Source organism: Holdemanella porci, from assembly GCF_019052655.1.
Classification (GTDB): Bacteria; Bacillota_I; Bacilli_A; order Erysipelotrichales; family Erysipelotrichaceae; genus Holdemanella; species Holdemanella hominis.
In genome coordinates this window covers 1-14,641 of sequence record NZ_JAHQVB010000054.1, presented here as the reverse complement: position 1 = coordinate 14,641, position 14,641 = coordinate 1, and the positions used below count along the sequence as shown (strand labels likewise).

At 33.3% G+C, this 14,641-nt stretch carries 15 protein-coding genes; 13 read left to right on the top strand and 2 right to left on the bottom strand.

The genetic code is table 11. From position 1 onward, the window contains the following. Positions 1 to 95 precede the first annotated feature (95 nt). The 3 genes from KTQ83_RS09315 to KTQ83_RS09305 all read left to right on the top strand — a co-directional run bounded on the left by KTQ83_RS09315 (position 96) and on the right by KTQ83_RS09305 (position 2,138). Positions 96 to 920, top strand: coding sequence for a tetratricopeptide repeat protein (locus KTQ83_RS09315; RefSeq protein ID WP_217256610.1), 825 nt, complete (start codon positions 96 to 98; stop codon positions 918 to 920). A gap of 66 nt (positions 921 to 986) precedes the next feature. Then, positions 987 to 1,757 (top strand): sensor histidine kinase, encoded by a 771-nt coding sequence (locus KTQ83_RS09310; RefSeq protein ID WP_217256609.1) that lies wholly within the window; start codon positions 987 to 989, stop codon positions 1,755 to 1,757. A gap of 78 nt (positions 1,758 to 1,835) precedes the next feature. Then, positions 1,836 to 2,138 carry a response regulator gene (locus KTQ83_RS09305; protein WP_147346805.1) on the top strand — a complete coding sequence of 101 codons (303 nt, stop codon included), beginning with the start codon at positions 1,836 to 1,838 and terminating at the stop codon, positions 2,136 to 2,138. A gap of 89 nt (positions 2,139 to 2,227) precedes the next feature. Here KTQ83_RS09305 and KTQ83_RS09300 read toward each other — a convergent pair whose 3' ends face one another. Beyond that, the gene (locus KTQ83_RS09300) at positions 2,228 to 2,638 is read right to left on the bottom strand and encodes a peptide deformylase (protein ID WP_186999422.1); all 411 of its coding nucleotides are present in this window, start codon (positions 2,636 to 2,638) and stop codon (positions 2,228 to 2,230) included. Positions 2,639 to 2,702: 64 nt separating this feature from the next. Here KTQ83_RS09300 and KTQ83_RS09295 point away from each other — a divergent pair, with 64 nt between their 5' ends. The 7 genes from KTQ83_RS09295 to yfcE all read left to right on the top strand — a co-directional run bounded on the left by KTQ83_RS09295 (position 2,703) and on the right by yfcE (position 8,973). Further along, positions 2,703 to 3,296: an HAD family hydrolase gene (locus KTQ83_RS09295; RefSeq protein ID WP_186999421.1), complete on the top strand. Its 594-nt coding sequence runs from the start codon at positions 2,703 to 2,705 to the stop codon at positions 3,294 to 3,296. Further along, the gene (gene rlmD, locus KTQ83_RS09290; protein WP_186999420.1) at positions 3,286 to 4,506 is read left to right on the top strand and encodes a 23S rRNA (uracil(1939)-C(5))-methyltransferase RlmD; all 1,221 of its coding nucleotides are present in this window, start codon (positions 3,286 to 3,288) and stop codon (positions 4,504 to 4,506) included. Before KTQ83_RS09295 ends, rlmD begins: the two co-directional genes overlap by 11 nt. 86 nt (positions 4,507 to 4,592) lie before the next feature. Next, positions 4,593 to 5,045 (top strand): thioredoxin-dependent thiol peroxidase, encoded by a 453-nt coding sequence (gene bcp / locus KTQ83_RS09285; RefSeq protein WP_186999419.1) that lies wholly within the window; start codon positions 4,593 to 4,595, stop codon positions 5,043 to 5,045. A gap of 66 nt (positions 5,046 to 5,111) precedes the next feature. Further along, complete coding sequence (locus tag KTQ83_RS09280) at positions 5,112 to 5,975, top strand: EamA family transporter (RefSeq protein ID WP_217256608.1); 864 nt, start codon at positions 5,112 to 5,114, stop codon at positions 5,973 to 5,975. 8 nt (positions 5,976 to 5,983) lie between these two features. After that, complete coding sequence (locus KTQ83_RS09275; protein ID WP_186999417.1) at positions 5,984 to 6,637, top strand: CatA-like O-acetyltransferase; 654 nt, start codon at positions 5,984 to 5,986, stop codon at positions 6,635 to 6,637. Positions 6,638 to 6,725: 88 nt separating this feature from the next. Next, on the top strand, positions 6,726 to 8,375 hold the full coding sequence (locus KTQ83_RS09270; protein ID WP_118116365.1) for a diphosphate--fructose-6-phosphate 1-phosphotransferase: 1,650 nt from the start codon (positions 6,726 to 6,728) through the stop codon (positions 8,373 to 8,375). A 52-nt stretch (positions 8,376 to 8,427) separates the two neighbouring features. Then, complete coding sequence (gene yfcE / locus KTQ83_RS09265) at positions 8,428 to 8,973, top strand: phosphodiesterase (protein WP_217256607.1); 546 nt, start codon at positions 8,428 to 8,430, stop codon at positions 8,971 to 8,973. Here yfcE and KTQ83_RS09260 read toward each other — a convergent pair. Further along, positions 8,933 to 10,234: a sodium-dependent transporter gene (locus tag KTQ83_RS09260; RefSeq protein WP_217256606.1), complete on the bottom strand. Its 1,302-nt coding sequence runs from the start codon at positions 10,232 to 10,234 to the stop codon at positions 8,933 to 8,935. The two genes, yfcE and KTQ83_RS09260, sit on opposite strands and share 41 nt — an antisense overlap. A gap of 65 nt (positions 10,235 to 10,299) precedes the next feature. Between KTQ83_RS09260 and KTQ83_RS09255 the strand changes: the two genes are divergently transcribed. The 3 genes from KTQ83_RS09255 (at position 10,300) to KTQ83_RS09245 (ending at position 14,296) form a co-directional block, all read left to right on the top strand. Next, positions 10,300 to 11,022, top strand: a complete 723-nt coding sequence (locus KTQ83_RS09255) for a DeoR/GlpR family DNA-binding transcription regulator (RefSeq protein ID WP_199593306.1) — start codon at positions 10,300 to 10,302, stop codon at positions 11,020 to 11,022. A gap of 63 nt (positions 11,023 to 11,085) precedes the next feature. Next, on the top strand, positions 11,086 to 13,392 hold the full coding sequence (locus KTQ83_RS09250; protein ID WP_217256605.1) for a glycyl radical protein: 2,307 nt from the start codon (positions 11,086 to 11,088) through the stop codon (positions 13,390 to 13,392). Next, a complete protein-coding gene (locus KTQ83_RS09245) occupies positions 13,355 to 14,296 on the top strand; it encodes a glycyl-radical enzyme activating protein (protein ID WP_217256604.1) in 942 nt (313 codons plus the stop codon). The genes KTQ83_RS09250 and KTQ83_RS09245 overlap by 38 nt, the downstream gene beginning before the upstream one ends. Positions 14,297 to 14,641: the final 345 nt, after the last annotated feature.

The window sequence follows — 14,641 nt, the reverse complement described above, 5'->3', positions numbered from 1 at the left end:
AAAAGAAAGGAGCTGAACTCCATAAGTAATAAAATTTACTTATTCGTTACAGCTCCTTTTTTTCATTCATGATACATTTAATTTAGGTGAAGATTATGAAGTATCAAGAATTAATGAAAGAAGTAGAAGGTGTTGGAAAACTAAAGTTAAGTGAGCAGGAAAATTTTTATCGTGATGTATTAAATGAAAGTTCAAATGATTTAGAAGTTGTAGTTGCGGCCACCTTTTATTTGGGTATGGCTTATTATTATGAAGGAAATTTTAATAAGGCAAAAGAGATTATTGAACCGATCATTTTGCAGTATCAAAGTATGCCATTTGTAAGAGAACTTATTTCTGCATTCAATTTAATGGGTGTCATGCTCTATTATGATGGGGCAAATGTTTCAAGTCGTTATTATTACGAAAAAGCTTTACAGATTGCGATGGAACATGAGGATGTTGGACATTATTGTTATGAGTATAATAATATTTCAATTACGTACGTAAAGCAGGAAAAGTATGAAGAGGCTTTAGATAGTATTTTAAAAGCCAAAGAATTCATGCCTTGTTGCGTTGAAGATATGGGTGCCTATGTCTATTTGAATTTAGCTTTGATTTACAATAGCCTAAATCAAGTGGATAAGGCTTTAGAAGCATTTAATATGGGTTTAGATGAGCATGATGGCAAACATATTATTTTAGAAGATTATTTGAATTGCGGTATTGAATTATTTAGTAAAGCCGATATGGATTTTGAATTTAATAGATGTGCTGATGAACTTGAAAAACGTATTGAGACTATGTATGCGGTAGAATATATAGATGCTTGTATTGCTTTATTTGATTATTATTTAGAGCAGAAGATGTTTGATCAAGTCAAAGCCATCTTACGATATATGGATTCATATATGGCTAAACATCCGGATGAGATTCGTTAAGGCTTGATGGTTGAATCTTCTCGATATAAATATGGCAAAGTTATTTGCGATTTGGATGTCATAATTTTGGCATTAGAGAAAAAGAATGTATATTATGAGAGGATTTTTGAGGAGGAACAAGTTCGTCGTTGTCATGATACAGAGCGTTATTTTGATATGAATAGAAAGCTTCAACTCGCCTTAGAAAATGAAACAAAAGCCAATCAAGTTAATATGCGTTTCTTGGCAAATATGAGCCATGATATTCGTACACCAATCAATGGGATTATAGGAATGCTTCAAGTGATTCAAAGATGTGGTGATGATAAACAACGCATCAAAGATGCCTATGATAAGATGTGGATATCAAGTACGCACTTGTTGTCTTTGGTAAATGATATTTTAGATATTCGAACATTACAAACGGATTCGGCTGTGTTGGAAAATAAATCGTTTGAATTAAGTCAATTATTAGGTAGGGTTCAAACTATTATTGATCTACAGGTATCGAATTATAAGATTGAATTGTTTATGAAGACTCAAATAGAACATGATCATTTGATGGGTAGTCCTACACATATTGAGAAGGTCTTGTTGAATCTTTTAAGTAATGCGATCAGATACAATAGACCAGGTGGTAAAGTGTATTTGTCTGTTAAAGAAAAAGCGGATTGTTTTGAATTTTTTGTAGAAGATACAGGAATTGGAATGAATGAAGAATTCATACAAAACAAATTGTTCAAACCTTTTGTTCAAAAAAATAAACGTATAGATGGTGCGGGTTTAGGGATGAGTATTGTGCAAGAGTTTGTAAAGAAGATGGATGGCACAATCAAGGTGGAAAGTAAAATTGATTAAGGTACTCAATTTATTGTTCAACTTCCTTTAGAGATTGATTTGAATCCTGTTGAGAATAAATCTTTAAAAAATCAAACAATGTCCATTGAAAATCTATCTATACTTGTCGTGGAAGATAATGAGATCAATATGGAAGTGATAGAGTTTATGCTTCAAAGTGAAGGGGCTATTGTGTATAAGGCTAAAAATGGTAAAGAGGCTGTAGAACAGTTTGATCAAATCAAGGATTTAGATTTGATTCTAATGGATCTTAGGATGCCTATTATGGATGGGTATGAGGCGACTATACAAATTCGAAAAAAAGATAAAAAGATTCCAATCCTTGCGATGAGTGCCAATGCGTATATGCAAGATATACAGAAATGTTACAAGGCGGTATGAATGGGCATATCAGTAAACCTTTATATTTAGAGGATCTAAAAGATCGAATTATTCAAATTATATAAAAAGCCAGGTTTTTCCTGGCTTTATTAAATGATGATACCATTGCAGTGATCAATTTCATGTTGAATGATTTGAGCAACAAAACCAGAATAGGATTGTTTACACTTTTTAAAAGATTCATCTTGGTATTCAACGGTGATATTTTCATAACGAGTTGTATTTCTTTCACCCTCTAGTGATAAACACCCTTCTTTGACTTTGTAAGGTCTAGATTTCTTTGTGATTTTTGGATTATACATCACAATTTGTGCAGGCCCAATCGCAAAGATAATAATATTTTTAGAAACACCAATCATATTGGCTGCCATGCCTACACATTGATTACTATAAGCTTGTAATGTATCTTTTAGATCTTGAGCCACTTGTGTATCCATTTTTGTAGCTGGAACGGATTTTATAGCTAAGAAAGCTTCATCTTTCATTATTGGTTTAATCATAACATACCTCTTTTCTTCAAAAATCATATTTGTTTTAGATGTTTTTTTCAAGTATAATTGGCATATGCTGAAAAATATAGTATTTGATTTAGGAAATGTATTGGTTAAATTTGATTCAAATGAATTGATTTATAGCTTCTTTAATGAAGGACAAGAGGAAGTGAAATCATTCTATTTTGATTCTTTATGGGATGAGTATGATCAAGGACTCTATTCAGTGGAAGAAATGATTGAAAAGGGAGTAAAACAATTTCCTGAGTTAGAGTTAAATATTAAAGAATTGATGTATCATTGGACAGAATTTGTGATTCCATTAAAAGATAATGTTGCGTATATCAAAGATTTAAAACGATTCGGATACAAAGTATATATTCTTTCAAATATTCCAGAAGATGACACAAAGTATTTGAGAAGTTGTGGTGTGTTTGATAATATAGATGGCGGTGTTTTTTCTTATGAATATAAGAAAATTAAACCGGATCCAGAAATATTTCATATATTATTAAAAAAATATGATCTTAAGGCATCTGAATGCTTATTTTTAGATGATCGAAAAGATAATGTAGTTGCAGCAAGTAATTTGGGATTTGAAACAATTGAAGTTAAAGATTCAAGTAAGGTTATTGACTTAATAAAGGAGAAAATTAGTGAAGTGTAAAGTAGAAAAAATATGCGGTGGATGTTCACTTTTAAAACTGAAGCCGAGTATGCAGGCAGATAAAAAGAAAAAAGATGTGGAAGAATTGGTTGAAAAAGCACATTTAAAGGTTCGTGTTGGCGATGTGCATATGGCAAAGAATGATACACATTATCGTAATAAAGTAATTGTTGGTTTTGCGAAAGATAAAGGAAAAGTATATTCAGGTTTATATGCGCCTCATTCGCATCGTGTTGTGAAGACTGAAAATTGTATAATGCAGCCAAAACTTGTCAATGAAATTATCAACAAGATTACAGAACTTGTTGGTTCTATGAAATTAGAATTATATAACGAAAGAACAGGGACTGGTTTATTGCGTCATGTATTGATTCGTTGGGGACATAAGACAGATGAAGTGATGGTTGTATTTGTGACAAGTCAGAAAATTTTTCCTTCAAGAAAAAATATGGTTCGTGTATTAACGAGTGAATTTCCACAAATTAAAACAATTGTACAAAATATCAATCCAAGAAAGACAAGTATTGTTTTGCAGGATGAAGCTATTGTTTTATATGGAAATGGTATGATTCATGATGAGTTATGTGGCTTAGACATTGCGTTTTCACACAATTCGTTCTATCAGATTCATTCTGAACAATGTGAAGTATTGTATGGCTTAGCTAAGAAAATGTTAGATTTAAAGGAAACAGATACAGTACTAGATACATATTGTGGTGTTGGTACAATTGGTTTAACGATGACAGATTCTTGTAAGAAAGTCATGGGTGTAGAAGTGAATCCAGATGCGATTGAAAACGCAAAATACAATGCGAAACAAAATAAAATCAAAAATATTGAATTTGTTGCGATGGATTCAACAGAATTTATGCGCCAGGCAAGAAAATATCACAATCATTATGATGCGATCATTTTAGATCCGCCTCGTGCTGGTACGACAAAAGATTTTATTGAGTGTGCAACCGCTTTAAATCCAAGAAAAATTTTATATATTTCTTGTGATCCAAGAACACAGGTTCGTGATTTAAACCAATTTAGAAAACAAGGTTATGTCACAAATAAATTAGAATTAGTGGATTTATTCCCTTATACAGATCATATTGAAAGTGTTTGCGTATTAGAAAAGAAACAATTCAACCTAAAGCCTACAAAAAAAGCGCAAAGACAAGCTCAATTTAGATCAAGTAAAATGAGTAAGAAAAAACGTTAGGAAGCAAGTATGCTTCCTTTTGTGCATATGGGTATGTTTAAATTGTTTGGAATGCTATAATCTGTTTAACAGAATGGAGAATATATATGTTAGAAATTGGAATTCAAGCACCTGATTTTGAATTGCCTGATCAAGATGGTGTGATACACAAATTGAGTGATTATAAAGGTAAAAAAGTTATCTTATATTTTTATCCAAAGGATAATACGGCGGGTTGCACAAAGCAGGCTTGTGGTTTTTCTGAAAGATATCCACAATTCTTAGAAAAAGGAGCTGTCATTTTAGGGGTAAGTAAAGATACGGTGGCTTCACACAAGAAGTTTCAAGAAAAGTATAGCCTTGCCTTTACATTGTTGGCAGATCCAGAAAGAAAAGTGATTGAAGCTTATGATGTGTGGAAAGAAAAGAAGAATTATGGAAAGGTATCTATGGGTGTGGTTCGTACAACGTACTTAATAGATGAATCTGGAATTATTGTTCGTGCTAATGATAAAGTAAAAGCGGCCAATGATGCTGAAAATATGTTGGAAGTAGTTTAGACACTGCTTCCTTTTTGCATTTGTATTAAGAGATTATGAGGTATAAAATTTCATTTGGGTGATACTATGTGGATTTTATATGCGACAGGCTCTGCCTTTTTTGCGGGCATTACTTCCATACTCGCAAAATGTGGGATTTCAAAAACAGATTCTGATGTGGCAACCGCCATACGTACCATTGTGGTTTTAGTTTTTTCGTGGATTCTTGTTCTTTTAACTGGAACTATATCCGGTATTACGGATATCAGTGGGAAAACTTTGTTGTTTCTAGTTTTGTCTGGAATCGCAACAGGAGCTAGCTGGCTATGTTATTTTAAGGCTTTACAAAATGGGAATGTGAATAAGGTGGTTCCGATTGATAAATCCAGTACAATCTTAACGATTCTATTGGCTTGTATTTTCTTTCATGAAGGATTGTCTTTAGCTAAAATTGGCTGTGTATGCATGATCGGTGTAGGTACAATGTTGATGATTACTCGAAAAGAGGATGTTGAATCTAATTCTTCAGATAAAAGCTGGTTGATGTATGCGATTTTGTCAGCTGTATTTGCGAGTCTTACATCTATTTTAGGTAAGATTGGTATTTCTGGAATTGATTCTAATTTAGGTACGGCCATTCGTACAAGTGTTGTCTTAGTTATGGCCTGGCTAATGGTCTTTGTGAAAAATAAGCAGTCCCAAATAAAAGACGTCGATCGAAAAGAACTCTTGTTTATCATCTTATCTGGTTTTGCAACAGGAGGATCTTGGCTATGTTTCTATCGTGCTTTACAGGATGGACTTGCAAGCATCGTTGTGCCAATTGATAAATTGAGTATACTTGTAACAATTGGTTTTTCTCGTGTTGTATTTCATGAAAAGCTATCTAAGAAGGCATTGTTAGGTTTAATTTTGATTACAGTGGGTACTGTAACTATGACGATGATATAGGAGATTTTATGTGTAGATATAAGAAGATTGATTTAGAAAATTGGTGTCGTAAAGAGCATTATTTGTATTATACAAACAGTTTAAATGTTGAAGTGAATATGACGGCCAATATTGATGTGAGTGAGTTATTAAGTTTTTGTCATACAAATGGATATAAATTTTATCCAACGTTGATTTATTGTGTGACTAAAGTGTTAAATCGAATTGAGAATTTTAAAATGTTTAAAGATAAAAACGGAGATTTATGTGTGTGGGATTCTTTAGTTCCAAATTATACGATTTTCCATGAAGAAGATCATACATTTTCGGATTGTTGGACGGATTTTACAGACGATTTTGGTTCTTTCTACAAGAATATTACTTCTGATATGGAATTAGGTAAAACCAAAAGAGGCATTAAGGTAAAATCGGGCCAACCTGCAAACTTTTATTGTGTATCATGTACACCATGGACTACATTTACTGCGGTTTCAAGTCGTATGGTCAATGGGGGTGCTGCCTTCTTTCCAATCATCACTGCTGGAAAATATGATGATAATTATCAAATGCCTGTAAATATCACAATTGCGCATGCCGTAGCGGATGGGTATCATATTGGCTTGTTTTTTGAATATCTACAAAAAGAAATTAGTAAGGAATATTTAAATTCAAACCTTGAATAAAGGCCTTGGATGGGGTGCTCTATTTACTTTTTGGGCAAAGTGTTATAAAATTTTTAATGTAGGTATAAATTGAAAAGGAGATATAAAAATGAATCAATCACCACTTCAAAAAGCTAGATACCAATACAGTCCAAAATTGCCTGGAATGTTAAGAAATGGTATTTCAGAAATCTGTGTTAAGGAAGGAAATGCAACTCAAAGTGTTGCAGACCAAGAAAAAATCGCGGCTTTATTCCCTAACACTTACGGAGAAAAAGAAATTACATTCGAAAAAGGAGAAAATACTTCTGCAGCTAAAAAACAAGTTGTAGGTGTAATCTTATCTGGTGGACAAGCACCTGGTGGACACAATGTTATTTGTGGTCTATACGATGCATTAAAAGCTACTAGTAAAGAAAACGTTCTTTACGGATTTAAAAATGGTCCTATTGGATTATTAGAAGACAACTATGTTGAATTCGACGATGCTTATATCGATGCATACAGAAATACGGGTGGATTTGATATTATCGGATCTGGACGTACAAAATTAGAAACTGAAGAACAATTCGCAGTTGCTGCAAAAGTTTGTGAAAAACACGGAATCACTGCTATCGTAATTATCGGTGGTGATGACTCAAATACAAACGCTGCTGTATTAGCTGAATATTTTGCTGCTCACAATACAGGTGTTCAAGTTATCGGTTGTCCAAAAACTATCGATGGTGACTTGAAAAACGAAGACATCGAATGTTCATTTGGATTCGATACTGCAACTAAAACATATAGTGAATTAATCGGAAACATCGAACGTGATGCAAACTCTGCTAAAAAATATTGGCACTTTGTAAAAGTTATGGGACGTAGTGCAAGTCACGTAGCTTTGGAATGTGCTTTAGAAACTCAACCAAACATTTGTTTAATTTCAGAAGAAGTTGCTGCTAAAAAACAATCTTTATCTGAAATCGCTGACTACATTGCAGATGCTGTTGAAAAACGTTCTGCAAATGGAAACAACTTCGGTGTTGCAATTATCCCTGAAGGTGTAGTTGAATTTGTTCCAGAATTTAAAGCATTGATTGCTGAAATCAACGAATTATTAGCTGGAAACAAAACAGAAGAATTTAACGCATTAGGTAGCTGGGAAGAAAAATATGCATTCATTGAAAAAGGTTTAACTGCTGAATCAATGGCTGTATTCGCAATCTTACCTCAAACTATCCAACAACAATTATTCTTAGAAAGAGATCCACACGGAAACGTACAGGTATCTTTAATTGAATCAGAAAAATTGTTCTCAGCCTTAGTTAAAGATAAATTAACTGAAAGAGGATTTACAGGTAAATTCAATGCATTACACCACTTCTTCGGATACGAAGGACGTTGTGCATTCCCATCAAACTTTGATGCTGACTATTGCTACTCATTAGGATACAACGCATTCATGTTGATTCAATACGGATATAATGGATATTTATCAAAAGTATCTAACTTATCTAAACCAGCTGAAGAATGGGTTGCTGGTGGTATGCCAATCACTAAGATGATGAATATCGAACGTCGTAATGGCGAAGATAAACCAGTTATCAAAAAAGCATTGGTTGAATTAGATGGAAAACCATTCAAATATTTCGAAGCAAACCGTGATACATGGGCTGTTGAAACTGCATATACTTATCCAGGAGCAATCCAATATTATGGACCAACTGAAGTATGTGATTTAACAACTCGTACATTAGCTTTAGAAAAAGGTGAATAATAAATAAAAGAATGCTTCGGCATTCTTTTTTCTTAAAGGGGAGTGAAATTTAATGAAGTATATGATCGCAAGTGACATCCATGGTTCAAGTTATTATTGTCAAAAACTAATGGATGCTTACAAATACGAAAAACCAGATCGATTGATCTTATTGGGGGATATTTTATATCATGGACCTAGAAATGATTTACCAAAAGATTATGCACCTAAAAAAGTGATTGAGATGTTGAATTCCATATCAGACTCGATTTTATGTGTTCGTGGAAATTGTGATTGTGAAGTTGACCAAATGGTATTGAATTTTCCATGTTTAGCAGATTATTCTGTGTTGGATATAAACGGGCTTTTTATCTATTGTACACATGGACATTTAGAACCTGTTAAATTAAAAATGGGGGATATATTACTAAGTGGACATACACATATTCCTGCAATTGAAGATCGAGATGGTATTATTTATATGAATCCAGGCTCAGTTTCGATTCCAAAAGAAAACAGCCCTCATAGCTATATGATACTAGAGGACTGTGTATTTACTTGGAAAGATTTAGAAACGCTTAGCCAATACCGTTATAAAGAATTCCCAAAATCAAAATAATGATGGCAAGAAATACATAAACATATTTACCTAAGAATTTAAAAGTCGGTCCAACTGGCTTTTTTCTTCCTTTGTCTAATTCTTGTTTTAAAGCATTCCATCCTAAAACATAGTAAATAGTTATGGCTCCAAGTAGTGCTGCAAAAGGAATAATATAGATTGTGACAACATCCATCCATTTACCTACAATATCTCCATTTTCAATACATACCGATATGGCGAGTGTGATAATGCCACAAAGTAAAACAGCTTTTTTTCTAGAAATGCGAAAGCGGTGTTGCCAAGACTCACACACAGCTTCAAGCATGTTGATTAAACTTGTGATTCCGGCGAAAGCTACTGAAATAAAGAAGAATAGAGCAAAGAGATTGCCGAGTGGCATTTGTTTAAATACTTCAGGAAGGGTTAAAAACATTAAACTAGGGCCACTAACGGGATCGATGCCAAAAGAAAATACGGCAGGCATAATGGCTAATGCCGCTAGCATCGCAGCAATTGTATCAAATATAGCCGTCTGCATACTTGCCTTTGGAATATCTACATCATCCTTTAAATATGCTCCATATACAATCATTCCAGAACCAGTAATGGATAAGGAGAAAAAAGCTTGTCCCATGGCCATTATCCATGTTTCTTTGTTGAGTAAATATTCCCATTTAGGAACAAACAAAAATTTATAACCTTCGATAGCACCGTCAAATAAGCTGACACGAATGGCAAGGAATATAAATAAAATAAAGAAGGCTGGCATTAATATTTTGTTGACTTTTTCAATGGCATTTGTGGCACTTATGAATAACAATAAACAAGTCACAAACAAGACCAAAAAGTGACATGGCACATTCGAAAAGGATTGTGTCATATTCGTAAAGAAAGCTGGAATATCATTTGTGAGTAGTTCGTTTGTGAGTACGCCTTGAATGCTACGAAATACCCATCCTAAAATGACACTATATCCAATCGCAATCCCAAGAGATCCAAGTAGTGGAAGCCATCCAATATATTTACCAAATTTATTCTTCCAACAATATGTATAAGCGCCTAACGTTCCGGTTTTTGCCATTCTTCCTAACGCAAATTCAGCCGATAAGCCAACAAGACCAAATAAGGCGATAAAAATTAAATATGGAATCAGAAAGGCAGCTCCTCCATATTGTCCTAAACGATATGGAAACATCCATATGTTTCCCATTCCTACGGCAGAACCTACACAGGCAAGCACAAATCCTACCGTACTTTTAAAATTTCCGTTTTTATTCATTTGTAGTACCTCTATGTTTCTTAGTATATCACAAAAATGATATAATATTTAAACAGGTGATGAGTATGTTTGTAGAAGAAAGACAAAATTTAATTTTAGAAGATTTACAAGAGAATGGTAAAGTGTTGGTAAAAGATTTAAGTACACGTTTTGGTGTAACACCCGATTTAATTCGTAAAGATTTAGCTTTTTTAGAATCGAAAGGTAAATGTAAAAAGATTTATGGTGGAGCGATTTTGAATCGTTTAAATGTTCATTTAGAGGATGCCAATTCTAGAAAGAGTGTGAATAGTAAGGAGAAACAAAAAATAGCGCAAATGGCTTATGATTTGATTGAACCAAATATGACAGTCTTTTTGGATATTTCGACTACGAATATTGAATTAGCTAAATTATTAGTGTTAAGACCTATTTCAGGTATTACAGTCGTTACGAATATGTTGGATGTAATTCAGATTCTTTCTACAAGTCAAATTCATTCTATTTTTATTGGTGGCGAATTTGATTATGCAAGAAATGGTTTTGTGGGTAATATGTGCGATGAATTTCTTCAACGATTTCATTTTGATTTAGCTTTTTTAGGTGTGGTTGGTATAGATTTAGAGTCCAAAAGTGTTATGACCTATATGCCGAATGATGGTCAAACAAAGCGTATTGTTTTAAAACAATCGAAAAAGGCCTATATGTTGGCGGATTCGGATAAATTTTATCAAATGGGAAATTATGAGTATGCCAAAGTGGATGCGTTTTATGGAATTCTACAAACAATAAAAAATAATAAAAAGTAATAAAGAACTATTGATTTTGATCATAGTTCTTTTTATAATCTAATTGTAGATGGAGGACTTACTATGCTAAATCGTATTTCTATTCTGAAAGATAAAATGTTGTCTCAACCTCGCTTTGTAAGTATTGAGCAAGCTTTGATTATTACACGAACATATCAAGAAAATGAAGATAAATCGATTCCTTATAAGCGTGCACTTTCTTTGTATAACGCGTTAAATGAAATTGAAATTGGTATGGAACCTGAAGAGTTGATTGTGGGAAATCGAACAAAAGGTGTTCGTTATGGTGTTGTATTTCCAGAAAGTGGAATTTCTTGGGTGGATCGTGAATTTGAAACGATTCCAACACGTCCTCAAGATAAGTTTAATGTTCGTCCTGAAGACATTGAGACTTTTCGTAAAGTGATTGTTCCATATTGGAAAGGTAAAAGTTTAGAGGATGTTATTAAGAATCGTTTTGGCAATGAAATTAGTGCAATTTCTAAAGTAGTAAAAGTTAATCAAACCGATCATGCTCAGGGGCATATTTGTCCAAATGTAAAGGAATGGTTAGAACTTGGTCCACAAGGCTATATTGATTTAGCTAGAAATCATTTAAAAACATGTTCTGAATCAAAAAAAGAATTCTATGAATGTGTTATTTTAGTGATGCAAGGTGTACAGAAGTTTATGCTTCGCTATCATGAATTAGCTTTGGAAATGAATAAAAAAGATATCGCAAAGATTTGTGAAAATCTAGCTTATAAATCAGCTGCAACATTCCATGAAGCATTGCAGTCATTATGGTTTTTATTTGTAGTGCTACACATGGAAAGTAATGCATCTAGTTTTTCTCCGGGTCGTTTAGATGAAACTTTATATTCTTACTATAAACAAGATATAGATTCAGGTATGTTAAAAGAAAGTGAAGCTTTAGAATTGATTGAATGTTTATGGTTGAAATTCAATGAGATTGTATATCTAAGAAATGCGCATAGTGCTAAATATTTTGCAGGTTTTCCAATTGGATTCAATATTTGTGTTGGTGGACAAGATCAAAATGGAAACGATTTTAGTAATGAATTGAGTCATTTGTTTTTAAATGCACAAGAAGATATTGGTCTTCCACAACCCAACTTATCTGTTCGACTTCATGAACATACGAATGATGAACTGTTAAAACATGCGATTCGAGTTGTTTCAAAAGGAAGTGGAATGCCACAATTTTTCAATGATAAGGCAATTATTAAGGCGATGGAAGATTTAGGTATATCACATTTTGATGCCATGGATTATGCGGTTGTTGGTTGTGTGGAACTTACAACACAAGGCAATAATTTAGGTTGGTCGGATTCGGGCATGTTTAATATGAATAAGGTGTTAGAACTTACTTTGAATCATGGTCGTTGTTTGTTGACGGGAAAACAAATGGGGCCTGATTATGGGTCTTTAAGTACATATACTTCGTTTTCTGATTTAGAATCTGCCTTTGAAAAAATGATGGATTATTTTATCGATAAAATGATTCCATGTTTAGAAGAAGTGGAAAAAGCACATATTGATATTTTACCAACAGCCTTCTTATCAAGTGTCATTGATGATTGCATGGAAAAAGGCATGGATGTAACGCGTGGTGGTGCGCATTATAATTTGTCGGGTATTCAAATGATTCAAGTGGCAAACCTTGCAGATAGTTTGGCGGCTTTGAAAAAGCTTGTATATGATGAAAAGAAAATTGATGCAGCTGGTTTAGAAAAAGCTTTGAAAGAAAATTTTTCAAACAATGAAGTCATGCGCCAGATGTTACTAAATCGTGCACCTAAGTATGGAAATGATGTGGAATGGGTGGATGAGCTGGGTGCAAAATGGGCATTGAGTTTTAGAAATAAATTAAGAAAATATACAAACTATCGTAATGGAGAATATCATACAGGAATGTATACGGTGAGTGCCCATGTTCCTATGGGAGAAAATGTAGGGGCTAGTTGTGATGGAAGGCTTGCCCAAACGCCTTTGGCAGATGGTGGATTATCGGCTGTGTATGGTCGAGATTTAAAGGGTCCTACAGCAGTCTTAAAATCGGTATCGCATTTAGATAATTCTTGTACAACAAATGGTGGCTTATTAAATATGAAGTTTTTACCAGAATTCTTTAAGACGGAATCGGGTATTGATAAGTTTGCGAATTTTATGCGTACATTTGTTGACTTAGAGATTCCACATATTCAGTTTAATGTAGTTCGTAAAGAAGATTTATTAAATGCCAAAGCAAATCCGGATCAATATCGCTCTTTGACGGTTCGTGTTGCTGGTTATACAGCATATTTTACAGAGCTTGCTGGAGAGTTGCAGGATGAAATTATCGCAAGGACAAGTTATGACAACATCTAAAGGGTATATATTTGATATAAAGCGTTTTGCGACACACGATGGAAAAGGAATTCGTACAACGGTGTTTTTTAAGGGGTGCCCACTTCGCTGTAAGTGGTGTCAAAATCCAGAAGGATTGTCTTATTTACCACAAGTCTTGTATATGGAATCCAAGTGTATGCATTGTCTTAGTTGTGTATATGCATCAAAACAGGGTGGAGTTAGATATGTAGATCATAAAATTTGTATTTCAAGAAACGCAAAAGAAGATTGGGATGCGATTTGTGATGTATGTCCTACTTTAGCTTTGAGTATGGATGCCAAAGAGTATACGGTAGAGGAATGTGTTCAGGAAATTTTAAAGGATGAAATATTCTTTAAAAGAGAAGGTGGAGTTACTTTTTCAGGGGGAGAACCCTTTTTACAAAGTGATTTTTTGATTGATTTATTAAAGGCTTGTAAGGGAAAAGGAATTCATACGGCTATTGAAACAAGTCTATATACGGATTTAGAGAATGTAAAACGAGCTTTACTTTACTTGGATCAGATTTATTGTGATTGTAAATTATATGATGAAAATTTGCATAAACAATATACGGGTGTTTCAAATGAAAAAGTATTAAAGAATATTGCGTATTTACTTCAGAGTAATAAAAAAGAACACGTGATCGTACGTACGCCTTTAATTCCGGCAATGACTGCTTCTTTTGAGAATATTTCTTCTATATCAAGATTTTTGGTTTCTTGTTATGAAGATGTTCATTATGAAATCTTGAATTATAATCCTCTGGCCCAATCTAAATATGCGTATTTAGATATGGAGTATTGTTTTAAAGAAAATCCAAAAATGTATTCTAGTGAAAAGATGCAAGAGTTCTATGATTGTGCAAAACAAAATGGTATAAAGAATCTAGTTATCGATTAAGGAGCGTAGGCTCCTTTTTAAATTAAATTATATTTTTTTATATATGAAAGTAGCCCGAAATTTTCTTTCTTTGAGAAAAGTAAATGAAATGTGTTGTCGTATAATTGTAAACGTTGAGACGATTCGTGTAGGATTTAATATCGATTATCCATTTATTTATAGTATTTTATGTATTTCAAGTCAGCATTATATGACTTGTGTGTAAACAATGTGTTAATGATTTATTTAAATAAATTCACAAATTTTTAAAAAAAATTAAAAAAACATTTGACGAAGTGAAAAGTATTTGGTAATATAGATGAGCACTGCTGAGGTGCAGATGATCTTTGAAAACTGAACAGGAAA

Coding starts and splice junctions, on each gene's coding strand:
- KTQ83_RS09315 (WP_217256610.1), top strand. CDS start 96: ATGAAGTATCAAGAATTAATGAAAGAAGTAGAAGGTGTTGGAAAACTA.
- KTQ83_RS09305 (WP_147346805.1), top strand. CDS start 1,836: ATGTCCATTGAAAATCTATCTATACTTGTCGTGGAAGATAATGAGATC.
- KTQ83_RS09300 (WP_186999422.1), bottom strand. CDS start 2,638: ATGATTAAACCAATAATGAAAGATGAAGCTTTCTTAGCTATAAAATCC.
- KTQ83_RS09295 (WP_186999421.1), top strand. CDS start 2,703: ATGCTGAAAAATATAGTATTTGATTTAGGAAATGTATTGGTTAAATTT.
- bcp (WP_186999419.1), top strand. CDS start 4,593: ATGTTAGAAATTGGAATTCAAGCACCTGATTTTGAATTGCCTGATCAA.
- KTQ83_RS09280 (WP_217256608.1), top strand. CDS start 5,112: ATGTGGATTTTATATGCGACAGGCTCTGCCTTTTTTGCGGGCATTACT.
- KTQ83_RS09275 (WP_186999417.1), top strand. CDS start 5,984: ATGTGTAGATATAAGAAGATTGATTTAGAAAATTGGTGTCGTAAAGAG.
- KTQ83_RS09270 (WP_118116365.1), top strand. CDS start 6,726: ATGAATCAATCACCACTTCAAAAAGCTAGATACCAATACAGTCCAAAA.
- yfcE (WP_217256607.1), top strand. CDS start 8,428: ATGAAGTATATGATCGCAAGTGACATCCATGGTTCAAGTTATTATTGT.
- KTQ83_RS09260 (WP_217256606.1), bottom strand. CDS start 10,234: ATGAATAAAAACGGAAATTTTAAAAGTACGGTAGGATTTGTGCTTGCC.
- KTQ83_RS09255 (WP_199593306.1), top strand. CDS start 10,300: ATGTTTGTAGAAGAAAGACAAAATTTAATTTTAGAAGATTTACAAGAG.
- KTQ83_RS09250 (WP_217256605.1), top strand. CDS start 11,086: ATGCTAAATCGTATTTCTATTCTGAAAGATAAAATGTTGTCTCAACCT.
- KTQ83_RS09245 (WP_217256604.1), top strand. CDS start 13,355: ATGAAATTATCGCAAGGACAAGTTATGACAACATCTAAAGGGTATATA.